Source organism: Bradyrhizobium sp. B039 (assembly GCF_038965675.1).
GTDB lineage: Bacteria > Pseudomonadota > Alphaproteobacteria > Rhizobiales > Xanthobacteraceae > Bradyrhizobium > Bradyrhizobium diazoefficiens.
Map to the genome: position 1 here is coordinate 4,344,944 of NZ_CP152416.1, position 13,636 is coordinate 4,358,579.

Annotated in this window: 13 protein-coding genes; 3 read left to right on the forward strand and 10 right to left on the reverse strand. The window is 65.4% G+C overall.

Annotation, left to right across the window (positions count from 1 at the left end):
- Positions 1-47: 47 nt before the first annotated feature.
- From AAFG50_RS20260 to AAFG50_RS20300, 9 genes are all read right to left on the reverse strand, one after another.
- Complete coding sequence (locus AAFG50_RS20260) at positions 48-1,163, reverse strand: histidine kinase dimerization/phosphoacceptor domain -containing protein (RefSeq protein WP_028171226.1); 1,116 nt, start codon at positions 1,161-1,163, stop codon at positions 48-50.
- Entirely contained in the window at positions 1,160-1,600 is a 441-nt protein-coding gene (locus tag AAFG50_RS20265) for a response regulator (protein WP_011087061.1), read from the reverse strand. Before AAFG50_RS20265 ends, AAFG50_RS20260 begins: the two co-directional genes overlap by 4 nt.
- Positions 1,597-3,114: a CHASE3 domain-containing protein gene (locus AAFG50_RS20270; protein WP_028171227.1), complete on the reverse strand. Its 1,518-nt coding sequence runs from the start codon at positions 3,112-3,114 to the stop codon at positions 1,597-1,599. The genes AAFG50_RS20265 and AAFG50_RS20270 overlap by 4 nt, the downstream gene beginning before the upstream one ends.
- A 104-nt stretch (positions 3,115-3,218) precedes the next feature.
- Positions 3,219-4,577, reverse strand: coding sequence for an acetyl-CoA carboxylase biotin carboxylase subunit (gene accC, locus AAFG50_RS20275; RefSeq protein ID WP_028171228.1), 1,359 nt, complete (start codon positions 4,575-4,577; stop codon positions 3,219-3,221).
- Between the two features lie 59 nt (positions 4,578-4,636).
- Positions 4,637-5,128 carry an acetyl-CoA carboxylase biotin carboxyl carrier protein gene (gene accB / locus AAFG50_RS20280; protein ID WP_028171229.1) on the reverse strand — a complete coding sequence of 164 codons (492 nt, stop codon included), beginning with the start codon at positions 5,126-5,128 and terminating at the stop codon, positions 4,637-4,639.
- Between the two features lie 36 nt (positions 5,129-5,164).
- Positions 5,165-5,632 carry a type II 3-dehydroquinate dehydratase gene (gene aroQ / locus AAFG50_RS20285; protein WP_011087065.1) on the reverse strand — a complete coding sequence of 156 codons (468 nt, stop codon included), beginning with the start codon at positions 5,630-5,632 and terminating at the stop codon, positions 5,165-5,167.
- A 226-nt stretch (positions 5,633-5,858) separates the two neighbouring features.
- The gene (locus AAFG50_RS20290; RefSeq protein ID WP_011087066.1) at positions 5,859-6,704 is read right to left on the reverse strand and encodes a DUF1236 domain-containing protein; all 846 of its coding nucleotides are present in this window, start codon (positions 6,702-6,704) and stop codon (positions 5,859-5,861) included.
- A 208-nt stretch (positions 6,705-6,912) separates the two neighbouring features.
- Positions 6,913-7,680 carry a DsbA family protein gene (locus AAFG50_RS20295; RefSeq protein WP_011087067.1) on the reverse strand — a complete coding sequence of 256 codons (768 nt, stop codon included), beginning with the start codon at positions 7,678-7,680 and terminating at the stop codon, positions 6,913-6,915.
- A gap of 94 nt (positions 7,681-7,774) precedes the next feature.
- Complete coding sequence (locus tag AAFG50_RS20300; RefSeq protein WP_028171230.1) at positions 7,775-9,175, reverse strand: M48 family metalloprotease; 1,401 nt, start codon at positions 9,173-9,175, stop codon at positions 7,775-7,777.
- 204 nt (positions 9,176-9,379) lie between these two features.
- Between AAFG50_RS20300 and AAFG50_RS20305 the strand changes: the two genes are divergently transcribed.
- The 3 genes from AAFG50_RS20305 to AAFG50_RS20315 all read left to right on the forward strand — a co-directional run bounded on the left by AAFG50_RS20305 (position 9,380) and on the right by AAFG50_RS20315 (position 12,634).
- Positions 9,380-10,567, forward strand: coding sequence for an aminotransferase class I/II-fold pyridoxal phosphate-dependent enzyme (locus AAFG50_RS20305; protein ID WP_028171231.1), 1,188 nt, complete (start codon positions 9,380-9,382; stop codon positions 10,565-10,567).
- Between the two features lie 90 nt (positions 10,568-10,657).
- Complete coding sequence (locus tag AAFG50_RS20310) at positions 10,658-11,215, forward strand: biotin transporter BioY (RefSeq protein WP_011087070.1); 558 nt, start codon at positions 10,658-10,660, stop codon at positions 11,213-11,215.
- 84 nt (positions 11,216-11,299) lie between these two features.
- Positions 11,300-12,634 carry a dicarboxylate/amino acid:cation symporter gene (locus tag AAFG50_RS20315; protein WP_011087071.1) on the forward strand — a complete coding sequence of 445 codons (1,335 nt, stop codon included), beginning with the start codon at positions 11,300-11,302 and terminating at the stop codon, positions 12,632-12,634.
- A 33-nt stretch (positions 12,635-12,667) separates the two neighbouring features.
- On the opposite strand, the gene AAFG50_RS20320 is transcribed toward AAFG50_RS20315, so the two are convergent.
- Positions 12,668-13,552 (reverse strand): SDR family oxidoreductase, encoded by an 885-nt coding sequence (locus AAFG50_RS20320; protein ID WP_028171232.1) that lies wholly within the window; start codon positions 13,550-13,552, stop codon positions 12,668-12,670.
- Positions 13,553-13,636: the final 84 nt, after the last annotated feature.

A 13,636-nucleotide genomic window follows, 5' to 3' on the forward strand; every position in this document is an offset into this window, starting at 1 on the left:
GGTGCAACAATAGCAGGATCGCAATGCGGTTGCGATGGGGGCGCGGGTCAGCTCGCGGCGGCGCTGTTGCTCGTGCCGGGCGCGACGGGCACGCGGGGGAACCTCAGCAAGATGCGGGTTCCGCTGTGGGCGGGGTCGCGCTCGACCGAGGCGTCGAGCTTGGTGGCCATGGCCGCGACGATGCGCTGGCCCATGCCGGTGGAGCGCGGATCGGCCTTGACGTTGTCGCCGACGCCGTCATCGGCAATCGCCAGCAGCAGATTCTCGCCCTGCAGGGTCAGCTCGACATGGATCGGGCCGGCCCCGTCGGGATAGGCGTATTTCACCGCGTTCATCACCAGCTCGTTGACGATGATGCCGACGGCGACCGCGCGGTCCGGATCGATCTCGATCGGCTCGGCCTTCAGCGTCAGGCGCGACATCCGGTTACCTTCGGCCGAACGGCGCAGGTCCTCGAGCAGCGAGTCCAGGTACTGGTTCAGGACGACGCTCTTGAGATCCTGCGAGGTATAGAGGCGGCGGTGCACCTGCGCGACCGCGGCGACGCGGCCCATCGCGTTGGTCAGCGCGGCCTTGACCTCTTCCTGCCCGGCGGAGCTCGCCTGAAGATGCAGCAGCGAGGCGATGATCTGGAGCGAATTGCCGACGCGGTGATTGACCTCACGCAGCAGCATCTCGCGCTCGGCGGCGAGCGCGGCATAGCGGTCGCGCGAGGCGTGGATCTCGGCTTCGGCCTCCTCGCGCGCATTCTGCAATTCGGCCTGGCGCAGCGCGCCCTCCGCCGCGACGTGAAGCAGGGGGATGAAGTCGCCCTTGACGTCCTTGACGAGGTAATCGGCCGCGCCCGCCTTCAGCGCGGTGACCGCGATGCTGGAATCCTGCGAGGCGGTGACGAACACCACGGGTGGGGCGCCCGGGATCGCCATGATCTGCTCCAGCGTCTCGAGGCCGTCGAGACCCGGCATGTACTGGTCGAGCGCAACGACGTCGATGCCGCTTTCGATGCTGTCCTGGGCGCCGGCGCGGCGGATGTGCTCGAGGCCTTCCTCGCCGCTCGCGGCATGAACGACCCTGTAGCCGCGCCGCGTCAGGCCGCGGTCGACCAGGCGCGCGAGTGCGTCGTCGTCGTCGATATACAGCAGTGTCGGCGTTCTCTGGTTCATGTGGCGGCGGGCGGGACCTGGATGACCGAGAAGAACAGCCCGAGTTGCCGGATGGCGTTGGCGAAATTCTCGTAGTTGACGGGTTTGGTGATGTAGACGTTGCAGCCGAGCTCGTAGCAGCGCTTGATCTCCTGGGAGTCGTCTGTGGTCGTGAGGACGACTACGGGCGATGCCTTGAGATGACTGTTTTCCTTGATCTGCTTCAAAATGTCGATCCCGCTCATGTCGGGCAGGTTGAGGTCGAGCAGGATCAGGAGGGCATTTCCCTTCTGGGAAAGCCCGCTGCCGTCGGCGCCGAACAGGTGTCTCATCGCGTCGGTGCCGTTGCCGAACGGGATGATCTCGTTGTTGACGCCGGAGCGACGGATGTTGCGCTCGATCAGCCGGGCGTGCCCCTCGTCGTCCTCGATCATGATGATGGTAACAGGCTGCGTCATCGATCTACGTTCCGGTTGCTGGCGTTCCAGGCGACGGGCAGCGTGATCGTGAATGTGCTGCCCGCGTTCAGTTCCGACGATACCGACATGGTGCCGCCGAGACGGCGCACAAGTGCACGCACATGTGCAAGACCTATGCCCTGTCCGGGCTTATCCTGGGTTCCCGCGCGCCGGAACAGGTCGAAAATCCGCTGATGATCTTTTGGATCGATGCCGCGGCCGTTGTCGCTGATCTCGAAGATAGCGTAGCCGAGCTTGGTGCGCCCGCGAATTCTGATCTCTCCGGGCTCCCCGCTCTTGAGATATTTGATCGCGTTGTCGATCAGATTGGAGAAGATCTGCTCCAGCGCAAGGCGGTCGCTGACGATATTCGGCAGGGGCGCGATGTGGATCTCGGCCTGCGCTTCCACCGCCTGATGCGCCAGTGTCGACACGATGGCCTCGACAAACTCGCGGATGTCGATCTTCTCCGGCTGGAATTCGCGCCGGCCCTCGCGGGTGAGGTTGAGGATCGCCGAGATCAGCCGGTCCATCTTGGCGATCGACGATTTGATGAAGCCGAGCGCCTCGGAGAAGTCCGCTGAAAGCTGCTGGTCGGGGCCTTCGAGCGCGATCTCGCCCGGGGCCAGGGGGGGCCCGTCGGCCGGGACGCGGGTAAGGCTGCCGATGCGGCGGAAAATGTCGCCGCCGAGCTCTTCGAGTTCGCTGGTGAAGCCCATGATGTTGACGAGCGGCGAGCGCAAATCGTGGCTGACGATATAGGCAAAGCGCTGGATTTCGTTGTTGGCCTCGCGCAGGTCTGCCGTACGCTCGTCGACGACGGTCTCCAGGTTGACGTTGGCATCGCGCAGGCGCATTTCGGCCTCGTCACGGGCGCGGGCCGAGCGCCGCACCAGCCAGATCGAGATCAGGGCCAGCACCACGACGAGGCCGGAGCCGATGCCGGTCATCGACGCGGCCAGCGTCTGGCTCTGGTCGGAGTTGGCGGTGCGAATCCGGAACAGTCGTTCCTCTTCGCGGGTCATCGCGTTGGCCAGGTTGCTGATCGTGGTTGTAGTGTTGCCGGCGGCGGCCTCGCGGATCAGCGCCGTGGCCTTGTCGGGTTGACCCTGCTTCACGAAATTCATCTCGCGCGAGAACTGGTCGAGCCGGGTCTCGATCGCCGCGCTCAGCTTCTCGATGCTGTCGCGTTGCGCCGGATTGTCGCCGATCTGGCGCGTGAGCTTGTCGAGCGCCGGAATGATCGCCGCGACGGCCTTCTCGTGATCCGACTGGAAATCCGGTCCCTGCGTCAGGAGAAAGCCGCGGGCGCTGCTCTCGGCGCGTCGGACTTCGAGCAGCAGGGTGTTGATCTGGTTCTCCACCTCGATGGTGTGGACGACCGATTTGCTGTCTTCCCGCGCCTTGTTGACGAGATAGACGGAGCCGGCGCTGATCACGGTCAGCACCAGAAGGCCCGCAGCGAACAGCAGGATCTGCCAAAATGCGCGCCGCCGCTGCGCCTCAGCGGTCACGACGGTCTCGCCCTGTTACGCCGGTGGAGTTCAAAACGCCCCCTTGGAACTGCCCAACCGTCCAGAACGCGATTGGGGCGAGAGGGTTCCACGGGGCGGGAAGACTATTTCGCAGCGGGTTCCGCCTTGCCGGCCAGGTACTGCTCCAGCCAGTGGATGTGGTAGTCGCCGTTGATGATGTCGTCTTCGCGCACCAGCGCGCGGAACAGCGGCAGCGTGGTCTCGATGCCTTCGACCACCATTTCGTCCAGCGCCCGGCGCAGCCGCATCAGGCATTCGGCGCGCGTCTTGCCGTGCACGATCAGCTTGCCGACGAGCGAGTCGTAATAAGGCGGGATCGTGTAGCCTTGGTAGACGGCGGAATCGATCCGGACGCCGAGGCCCCCTGGCGGATGATATTGCAGGATCCGGCCGGGCGAGGGGCGGAAGGTCACCGGATTTTCGGCGTTGATGCGGCATTCGATCGCGTGGCCGATGACCTGGACTTCCTCCTGCCTCGCCGGCAGCTCGCCGCCGGCGGCGATGCGGATCTGCTCCAGCACGAGGTCGATGTCGGTGATGCTCTCGGTGACGGGATGCTCGACCTGGATGCGGGTGTTCATCTCGATGAAGTAGAACTCGCCGTCCTCGAACAGGAACTCGATGGTGCCGACGCCGAGATATTTCATCTCGCGCATCGCCTTCGCACAGGTCTCGCCGATCTTGGCGCGCGCGGCGGCGGAGAGGACGGGCGAGGGGCCTTCCTCCCAGACCTTCTGGTGGCGGCGCTGCAGCGAGCAATCGCGCTCACCGAGATGGATCGCGCCGCCGCGGCCGTCGCCGAGGATCTGGATCTCGATATGGCGCGGCTTCTGGAGATATTTTTCGAGGTAGACGGACGCATCGCCGAAGGCGGATTTGGCCTCATTGGCCGCTGTCGACAGCGCCATCAGGAGGTCGGCCTCGCTGTGCGCGACCTTCATGCCGCGGCCACCGCCGCCCGCCGCCGCCTTCACCAGCACCGGGAAGCCGATCTTCCTGGCGATCCCCACCGCATCGTCGTCGGGACCGACCGCGCCGTCGGAGCCGGGCACCACGGGGATGCCGAGTTTCTTGGCGGTCTTCTTGGCCTCGATCTTGTCGCCCATCAGGCGGATATGCTCGGCCTTGGGGCCGATGAAATGCAGATTGTGCTCGGAGAGGATTTCCGCGAAGCGCGCGTTCTCGGACAGGAAGCCGTAGCCGGGATGCACGGCGTCCGCCCCGGTGATCTCGCAGGCCGCGAGCAGCGCGGGCACATTGAGATAGCTGTCCTTGGACGGCGGCGGTCCGATGCACACGCTCTCATCCGACAGGCGTACATGCATCGCGTCGGCGTCGGCGGTGGAGTGCACAGCGACGGTCGCGATCCCGAGCTCCTTGCAGGCCCTGAGGATGCGAAGGGCGATCTCGCCGCGATTGGCTATGAGGATCTTGTCGAACATGATGTCCTTAAGGGACTGGCGCGCGAAATGCGACGGGGGCAGCTGAGCTGCCCTGGCCGTTACTCAATGATGACGAGCGGCTCACCGAACTCGACCGGCTGGCCGTCCTCGACCAGGATCTGCGTCACCGTGCCGGCGCGCAACGAGGGGATCTGGTTCATGGTCTTCATGGCTTCGATGATCAGCAGCGTCTGACCGACCGAGACCTTGCTGCCGACCTCGATGAACGGCTTGGCGCCGGGCTCCGGCGCCCAGTAGGCGGTGCCGACCATCGGCGAGGTGACGGCGCCGGGATGCTTCGACAGGTCGGCCGCCGCGGCAACAGCGGGCGCGGCCGTGGCCACCGGCAGGCCGGCGGCAGCGGCAGCGACCGGCATCGGCATGGTCGCGGCAACGCTGATGTTGCGGGCGACGCGCAGGCGCAGGCCCGCGCGCTCGATCTCGATCTCGGTGAGGCTGGTCTCATCGAGCAGCAGGGCGAGCTCGCGGACGAGCGCGGAATCCTCGCTGGAAAACTTTGCGGCTGCTTTGTCGTCTGGCTGGCGCGCCATGTTCTTGATCCGAATGTTCTGTGTGGGGAGGGAGCGTCAGGCTTTGGGCTTGAGGCCGAGCTTGGCGGCAAGGCCCTGGATGGCGAGGCGGTAGCCCTCGATGCCGAAACCGCAGAGCGAGGCGAAGGCCGCGCGCGCGGTGTAGGAGTGATGACGGAAGCTCTCGCGGGCGTGGATGTTGGTCACGTGCACTTCGACCGTCGGGATCTGCACAGCGAGCAGCGCATCGTGCAGGGCGATCGAGGTGTGCGAATAGCCGCCGGCATTGATGATGATGCCCTTCATCTTGCGCGCATGCGCTTCGTGGATGAAGTCGATCAACTCGCCCTCGCGGTTGGATTGACGGCAGTCGGCCTTGAGACCGAATGATGCCGCCGTCTCCCGGCACAGCGCCTCGACGTCGGCCAAGGTCGCGTGACCATACTTTTCGGGCTCGCGCGTCCCCAACATGTTGAGGTTCGGCCCGTTGAGAACGAGGATCGTGTCGGTTGCTGGTTCGGCCATTCCAATCCCGTAAGAGGTGTTTCGGCGTGGCGGGGTTATAGGTAACAAAGCGCCCTAGGGGAAGCCTTGAAGGACCTCCCAGAGGCCTTCAGGCACCTCATCCGGGGTGCAAAAACCTGTGCGGAAGCTATGGAAATTGCTTGTTAACCAGTCAAAAGCATGGCTGTCGGCCGAACGCAAAGGGGCGGGCATCGCTGCCCGCCCCTGAGGTTGCCGTCATCCGGCCTTAGACGTCGAGGATCGCGACGATCTCATAGGTATTCGGATCGATGATCACGATCTGCTCGCGGACCAGCACGTAGCGGTAGCTGCGCCACTCCGGATAGATCGACACGACGCGGGACGGCAGGGCATGCAGCTCGATACCCTCGCGCGGCACGCGGGTGCCGACCGCGATCGAGAAGTTCACGTTGGTCACGGGGGCCACGCGCTCCTCGCGGATCACGGACGTGATCTGGGTCCGCTGCTCGGTCGAGAGCTTGGCGGCAGCGCCGGCCTGGCCGACCGTCGTCGAGGACGAGGTCGAACTCTTGCCCTCGGCCTTCATGTCGGTCGAGGTGCCCGAGCCTGGGCGGTTCTCGGCGTTGCTCTTGGTGGACGTGCCGGCCTTGTTGTCCTCAGCCTTCATGTCCTTGTGGTCCTTGGTGCCGGACTTGGTCGTATCCTGGCTCATGCTCTTGGACTTGTCCTGCTGCGACTTGTCCATCTGACCCTGCGCGCGTTCGTCGGTACGCTGGCCCTTGGTCGCGCCGGCCTTGTCCTCGGCGGCGTTCTTGTGCATCGCGCCGCCCGGGCGCTCGTCCTTCATCGCCCCGGACGCCTTGTCTTCCGCGGCTGCACCCGGCTTCGAGGCGCTGGCGCCGCCAGCCTGACCAACGGTGCCCTTTTCCTTCGTCACGGAGTCCTTGCCCGTGGCGCCGCGCTCGGCCGCACCGCCCGACGGCTGTGTTTGCTGCGCGGGCTGCGCGCCGGCGCCGCCGCTCTCGCGGTTCATGGTGCCCTGTGCGTTCGCCAGTCCGGTGCCGGCGACGAGTGCAAGCGCGGCAACAGAGATCATAAAGCGGTTCAACATTTAGATTCTCCTCACGTGTTTATTTGCGTCATTGCCCGCGCCAACAACGAAAGGAGATATCGGTTGTTCCGGAACATCGGCGGTTCCGCGGCATTTGTTTGTTGAACGCCGGATGAATGATTGTGCCGGATCGCGCCATTGTTTGGCGCAGCAAAAAGGCCGGCTTTTCAGCCGGCCTCGTTGCGTGCGTGAGTTGTGAAGCGCGTGATCAGCAGGTTGCCTTGCCGCAGCGGGCAACGCCGATCTTCTCCTTGAGGCCTTCGAGACCGATGGCGCCAATCACGATCTGCTTGCCGATCACGTAGCTCGGCGTGCCGTTCATGCCCATCGCCTCGGCGAGCTTGAAGTTCTCCTCGATGGTGGCGCGCACCTCGGGGCTGGCGAGATCCTTCTCGATTTTCGCGGTGTCGAGTCCGGCCTCCTTGGCCGCCTGCAGCGCGCGTGCCTTGTCGGCCGCGCCGCGGCCGCCGAGCAGCTTCTGGTGGAAGTCGAGATATTTCTTGCCGGTGGGATCCTGCATGCGCACGGCGACGGCGACCTGGGCGGCCTCGACGGAGCCCTGGCTCAGCACCGGAAACTCCTTCAGCACGACCTTCAGCTTCGGATCGCTCTTCATGAGATCGAGCATGTCGCCCATCGCGCGTTTGCAGTAGCCGCAGTTGTAGTCGAAGAACTCGACGAAGGTGACGTCGCCCTCCTTGTTGCCAAGCACGACCTGGCGCGGCGAGTTGAAGATCGCGTCCGCGTTCTGCGCGATGCTGGCCTCGTGCTTCTGGGTTTCGGCCGCGGCCTGGCGCTTGCTGAGCTCGGTCATCGCCTCCTCGAGCACCTCGGGATGGGTGACGAGGTAGTTCTTGATGATCGCCTCGATGTCGGTGCGCTGGGCATCGGAGAAGCTGTCGGCCGACGCGGGCGCGGCTGCGCCGAACATGGCGAGCGCAAACAGCGCGGGAGCAAGCAGACGCAGCGAAGGCATAGGCAAATCCTCTTATCCAAAGCAGGTTTCGGAAAACGTCCCGGCGGGCTCAAAGTTCGGTGTCGTGACGTCGTGGTGTCTGGCGTCGTTCTGGCTAGTTGCGCGGCGGCTTGGCTGCCACGATGTCGTCGGCCTTGACCCATCCGGGCGTGCCGACGGCGAAACGGGTTTTCGCGCGCGTGGCGAGCTCGCGGGCGGTCTTGTTGTCGCCGCGCAAGTAGGCGGCCTGCGCCGACGCGAGATCCGCCTCGGCATAATCTCCCTTCCGGCCATAAGCCATCGCGAGCTGGGTATAGCCGAGCGGCGCCTCGGGCTCCCGCGCCACCGCGGCGCGGAGAATCCGAACGGCATCGTCGGTGTAAGCCTTATTATCGGTTCCAACCAGAGCCTGCCCAAGTAACATCTCGATGAGGGGTGAATTGCTCGATAGCGCGACGGCCTTGCGCAGGGCAGGGATCGCCTCGGCCGGCTTGCCGCTCTCGAGCAGGGCCTGGCCGCGCACCTCGTAGAAGTACGGGTTGTTCGGCTGGACCTGGATCAGTGCGTCGACCTGGGCGAGCGCGCTGCGCAGATCGCCGTGCAGATAGGTGCTGATGGCGCGGGCATAGCGTGCCGGCAAGCTGTCGTTGGTCTGGGGATAGCGACGGTACACCGTCTCCGGCCGCTCCATGAAGGCGGAGATCTTGGCGCGCACCATATCGTGGCGGAGCTGGAGTGCGGGATCGTCCTTCTTGTCCCAATAGGGGCTGGAGCTGGCGAACTCCTGGAGCGAGGCGACGCGTTCGGCGGGCATCGGGTGCGACTGGAGATAGGGATCGGCGCCGCGCGCCGCGAACAGGCTCTCGCTGGTGAAGCGCTTGAACGTCTCGTACATGCCCTTCGGCGACTGCTGGGTCGCGGTCAGGAATTTCACGCCGGCGCGGTCGGCGTTCTCCTCCTGCTGGCGCTGATAGGACAACAGCGTGCGGCGGATCATCTCCTGCGGTCCGGCGATCGCGGCCGCGCCGGCATTGGCGAGACCGTTGTTGCCGGCGTTGCCGCCGCGGGCGCTGCCTGCGGCGATCGCGCCGGCGCCGAGCAGCATCGCGATGATCATCTGGGTCTGCGCGCTGGCGAGCTGCTCACGCAGCTTGGACAGATGGCCGCCGGCCAGATGCCCGGTCTCGTGCGCGAGCACGCCGATGATCTGGTTCGGCGTTTCCGATTGGAGGATCGCGCCGTAATTGACGAAGATGCGGCGGCCGTCCGCGACGAACGCGTTGAACGAGCCGTCGTTGATGATCACCATCTGGATGTTCTGCTTCTCCAGACCGGCGGCGCGCAGGATCGGGCGGGTATATTCGCGCAGCAACTGCTCGGTCTCGGTGTCGCGCAGGACCGGCGGGCCCTTCTGCTGTGCCTGCGCCGCCGGGAGCGGCAGCAAAGCGATCGCCGCGGCGGTGACGACGGCGGTGAGGGCGGAGGCCTTTTTGCGCAATGCGATCTGGAGCAACATCAAGCGGTCTTGGTCAAGCGGTCTTGGCAAGAGATCTTGGCAAGCAGTTTCGTGATTGGTTTTGGCGATTGGCGGCGGACCGGATACGCGATATGGCCTATGAGCCTTACCCCTTATGAGCCGTACAATGCGGCCAGTCTGGGGCGCAAGCGCCCCGTTTCCCGGACCGGACGGGCCGGTCCGCCAGCGAAATAGCAGAAATCGATGCACGATGCGACATTGAGGAACCGGTTGGGGCAGTGGCTCGAGCCCTCCCGCCGTAGCGATGTTCCCCCGTTCATGGTCATGGACGTGATGGCCGCGGCGGCCCGAATCGAGGCCGCCGGGGGCCATGTCATCCATATGGAGGTCGGCCAGCCCGCGGCCGGCGCGCCGAAGACCGCGATTGCGGCCGCTCACGCGGCGCTCGAGGCGGGACGGATCGATTATACCTCCGCGCTCGGCATCCCCAGCCTGCGCGAGCGCATCGCGCGGCACTATCGCGATGCCCATGGCTGTGACGTCAGCGCCGAGCGGATCGTGGTGACGACGGGCTCCTCGGGCGGCTTCATCCTCGCCTTCCTGTCGATGTTCGAGCCTGGCGACCGCGTCGCCGTGACGGTGCCGGGCTATCCGCCGTACCGCCACATCCTCACCGCGCTCGGCTGCGAGCCGGTGCTGATCGAGACCACGAACGAGACGCGTCACGCGCTCACCGGCGAGGCGCTGCTTGCCGCCCATCGCAAGGCGCCGCTGAAGGGTGTGCTGGTCGGCAGCCCCGCCAATCCGACGGGAACGATGATGTCCCGCGAGGCGCTGTCCGGCCTGATCGCGGCGGCCGAAGACGCCAAGATCCGCTTCATCTCGGACGAGATCTATCACGGGCTCGACTATGCGTTTCCGGCGGTGACGGCGGCGGCGCTGTCGGACCACGCACTCGTGATCAACTCGTTCTCGAAGTATTTTTGCATGACGGGCTGGCGCGTCGGCTGGATGGTCGTGCCGGAGATCCTGGTGCGGCCGATCGAGCGGCTGCAGCAGAACCTGTCGATCTCGGTGCCGTCGCTGTCGCAGATCGCGGCCGAGGCCGCCTTCGACGGCGCGGCCGAAATGGAGGAGATCAAGCACGGCTATCAGGAAAACCGGCGCATCCTGATCGAGGGATTGCCCAAGGCCGGCCTCACCAGGTTCCTGCCGGCCGACGGCGCCTTCTATCTCTATGCCGATGTCTCGGACTTCACCTCCGACAGTTTCGAGTTCGCCAAGCAGATGCTGGAACAGGCCCATGTCGCGGCAACGCCGGGCCTCGATTTCGATCCCATCCATGGCCGCTCGTTCATCCGGTTCTCTTATGCGCGTTCGGCGGCGGAGATGCGGGAGGCCGTTGACCGGATCGCTCACTGGCTTAAATAGCCGGAAGTTTTCGTCCCACCTCCGGAGTTCATCTTGTCTGACCGATCCGTCCCGTCCGCTGCTGCACCGCATTCTTCTCTCGCCGCATTGATGTGGCCAACCCGGCCGGGTGAAACCGTGGGGGCACTGCGCGCCTTCGTGCTGGTCGCGCTCGGCACGGCGCTGCTGGCGCTGTCGGCCAAGGTGAACCTGCCGCTGCCTTACGTCCCCATGACGTTGCAGACGCTGGTGGTGCTGATGATCGGCGCGGCCTATGGCTGGCGCCTTGGCAGCGCAACCATGATCGCCTACCTCGCCGAGGGCGCGCTCGGCCTGCCGGTATTCGCAGGTCCCGTGGGTGGAATTGCGCCGCTGGTCGGCCCGACCGCCGGCTATCTGTTCGGCTTCATCGCTGCGGCTTTTGTGACCGGCTGGCTCGCCGAGCGCGGCTGGGATCGCAGCGTGGTGTTGCTGTTTGCCGCGATGGCCGTTGGCCATATCGTCATTCTGGCCGCCGGGTTCGGCTGGCTGGCCTTTGGCCTCGGTCTTGGCGCGTCCAAGGCCTGGCAGGTCGGGCTTGCGCCGTTCATCGCGGCCTCGCTGGTCAAGAACGCGCTGGGCGCGACGCTGATGCCGGCGGCTCGCCGGATTGTCGATCGCCGCGGGTAAAGCGCGCAAGAACGAGCAGTTCCAATTGACAGGGCCGGCCAAGTTGATCTTGGCTGGCCCGGCGTTTCGAGGGGGAGTGAAACAATGACAACGACAACGATGGCGGGGACGCCGGTCGCGCCGGCCGCTGCCAAGCCGTGGTACAAGGTTCTTTACGTCCAGGTGCTGATCGCCATCGTGCTCGGCGCCATCGTCGGCTGGCTCTGGCCGACGGTTGCCACCAACGACTGGATCAAGGCGCTCGGCGACGGCTTCATCAAGCTGATCAAGATGGTGATCGCCCCGATCATCTTCTGCACCGTTGTCTCGGGCATCGCCCACATCCAGGACGCCAAGAAGGTCGGACGCATCGGCGTCAAGGCGCTGGTCTATTTCGAGGTCGTCTCGACCTTCGCCCTGGTGATCGGACTCATTATCGGCAACCTGGTGAGGCCGGGCGCGGGCTTCGGCAATGCGGCGGCAAACGAGGCGGCCGTTGCGACCTACGCCAAGCAGGCAGCCGGCCAGAAGTCCGTCGACTTCGTGCTGCACATCATTCCGGACACCGTGGTCGGCGCCTTTGCCCAAGGCGAGATCCTCCAGGTGTTGCTGTTCTCGGTGCTGTTCGGCTTCGCGATCATGAGCCTCGGTGAGCGCGGCCACACGATCCGCTCGTTCATCGACGATGCCGCGCACGCGGTGTTCGGCGTCATCTCCATCGTGATGCGCGCGGCGCCGATCGGTGCGTTCGGCGCGATGGCCTACACCATCGGCAAGTTCGGCACCGGTGCGATCCTCAATTTGATCGGGCTGATCGCGACCTTCTACGTCACGGCCGCGCTGTTCGTGTTCGTCGTGCTCGGCATCATCGCGCGCCTGGCCGGCTTCTCGATCTTCAAGTTCCTGGCCTACATCAAGGACGAGCTCCTGATCGTGCTCGGCACCTCGTCGTCGGAAAGCGCGCTGCCGTCCTTGATGGAGAAGCTGGAACGGCTCGGCTGCTCCAAGTCGGTGGTCGGCCTCGTGGTGCCCACGGGCTACTCGTTCAATCTGGACGGTACCAACATCTACATGACGCTGGCGACGCTGTTCATCGCGCAGGCACTCGGTTTCGATCTCTCCTTCGGCCAGCAGCTCACGATCCTGGTCGTGGCGATGCTGACGTCGAAGGGCGCCTCCGGCATCACCGGCGCGGGCTTCATCACGCTGGCCGCGACGCTTGCCGTGGTCGACCCGCGCCTCGTGCCGGGCATGGCGATCGTGCTCGGCATCGACAAGTTCATGAGCGAATGCCGCGCGCTGACCAATCTCTGCGGCAACGGCGTGGCCTGCGTGATCGTCGCCTGGTGGGAGGGTGAGCTCGACCGCGACAAGCTCAACGCGGGGCTGAGCCGGCAGATCGATCCGACCGACATGGAAACCGCAATTACGACGGACTGATCTGCAGGCTGCTGACGGCGGCGCTGAGCGCCGTCAGGCCTGGAAATAATAGGGCTGGTCGAGATCCTCGATCAGCCCTTTTTCTTGCGGCGCCCAGCCGAGCAGGGCGCGCGTCTTCGCGCTCGAGGCCGGAACGTCGATGGCGGCAAATCGCGCGAACCAGCCGAAATGCTGCTCGGCTTCATCAGCGGATTTCGAGACCACGGGCACGCCGAGCCGTTTGCCGATCACCTCCGCGATCACCTTGAACGGCACGCCTTCCTCGGCGATCGCGTGATAGCGGCGAGCGGATACACCGTGCTCCAGCGCGAGCCGATAGACGCGTGCGGCGTCGACGCGATGGGCGGCTGGCCAACGGTTCATGCCGTCGCCGATATAGGCTGCGGCTCCTTTCTCGCGAGCAATCGCGATCAGGCGCGGCACAAAACCGTGATCACCCTCGCCATGGGTCGTGGGCGGCAACCGCACGATGCCGGCGCGGACGCCGCGTTCCCTGAGATCTTCGGCGGTCGCTTCCGAGACGCGCGGAAAGTTGCGGGCCGCCGCATCGTCCTCGGTCGCGAGCCGCCCGGGCGCAAGCAATGCCACGCCCGACGTGACGATGAGCGGACGCTCGGAGCCCTTCAGCGCCTCGCCGAGCGCGAGGATGGCGCGGCGGTCGAGCTCGCAATTGTCTGCGAATTTCGAGAAGTCGTGATTGAAGGCGAGGTGGAGCACACCATCGGAGGCGGCCGCACCGCCGCGCAGGGAGGTGTGGTCCTCCAGCGAGCCGCGATGGACCTCGGCTCCCAACGCGGTGACGGCGGCCGCTCCTTCATCCGTTCGGGCAAGACCGGTGACGCTGTGGCCGGCGGCGATCAGGTCCCGAACGACGGCGGAGCCGACGAAGCCGGTGGCGCCAGTGACGAATACACGCATAAGCAGTCTCCAGGGATCGGAATAGGGTTGGTGGAGAGGACCATCTGCGCTAGGGTTATCCGGGTAAAGTAGTGACCTTATCGG

Excerpts from the sequence above, each read along its gene's own strand:
- AAFG50_RS20260 (WP_028171226.1), bottom strand. The coding sequence starts at position 1,163 with ATGAACCAGAGAACGCCGACACTGCTGTATATCGACGACGACGACGCA.
- AAFG50_RS20265 (WP_011087061.1), bottom strand. The coding sequence starts at position 1,600 with ATGACGCAGCCTGTTACCATCATCATGATCGAGGACGACGAGGGGCAC.
- accC (WP_028171228.1), bottom strand. The coding sequence starts at position 4,577 with ATGTTCGACAAGATCCTCATAGCCAATCGCGGCGAGATCGCCCTTCGC.
- accB (WP_028171229.1), bottom strand. The coding sequence starts at position 5,128 with ATGGCGCGCCAGCCAGACGACAAAGCAGCCGCAAAGTTTTCCAGCGAG.
- aroQ (WP_011087065.1), bottom strand. The coding sequence starts at position 5,632 with ATGGCCGAACCAGCAACCGACACGATCCTCGTTCTCAACGGGCCGAAC.
- AAFG50_RS20290 (WP_011087066.1), bottom strand. The coding sequence starts at position 6,704 with ATGTTGAACCGCTTTATGATCTCTGTTGCCGCGCTTGCACTCGTCGCC.
- AAFG50_RS20295 (WP_011087067.1), bottom strand. The coding sequence starts at position 7,680 with ATGCCTTCGCTGCGTCTGCTTGCTCCCGCGCTGTTTGCGCTCGCCATG.
- AAFG50_RS20300 (WP_028171230.1), bottom strand. The coding sequence starts at position 9,175 with ATGTTGCTCCAGATCGCATTGCGCAAAAAGGCCTCCGCCCTCACCGCC.
- AAFG50_RS20305 (WP_028171231.1), top strand. The coding sequence starts at position 9,380 with ATGCACGATGCGACATTGAGGAACCGGTTGGGGCAGTGGCTCGAGCCC.
- AAFG50_RS20310 (WP_011087070.1), top strand. The coding sequence starts at position 10,658 with ATGTGGCCAACCCGGCCGGGTGAAACCGTGGGGGCACTGCGCGCCTTC.
- AAFG50_RS20315 (WP_011087071.1), top strand. The coding sequence starts at position 11,300 with ATGACAACGACAACGATGGCGGGGACGCCGGTCGCGCCGGCCGCTGCC.
- AAFG50_RS20320 (WP_028171232.1), bottom strand. The coding sequence starts at position 13,552 with ATGCGTGTATTCGTCACTGGCGCCACCGGCTTCGTCGGCTCCGCCGTC.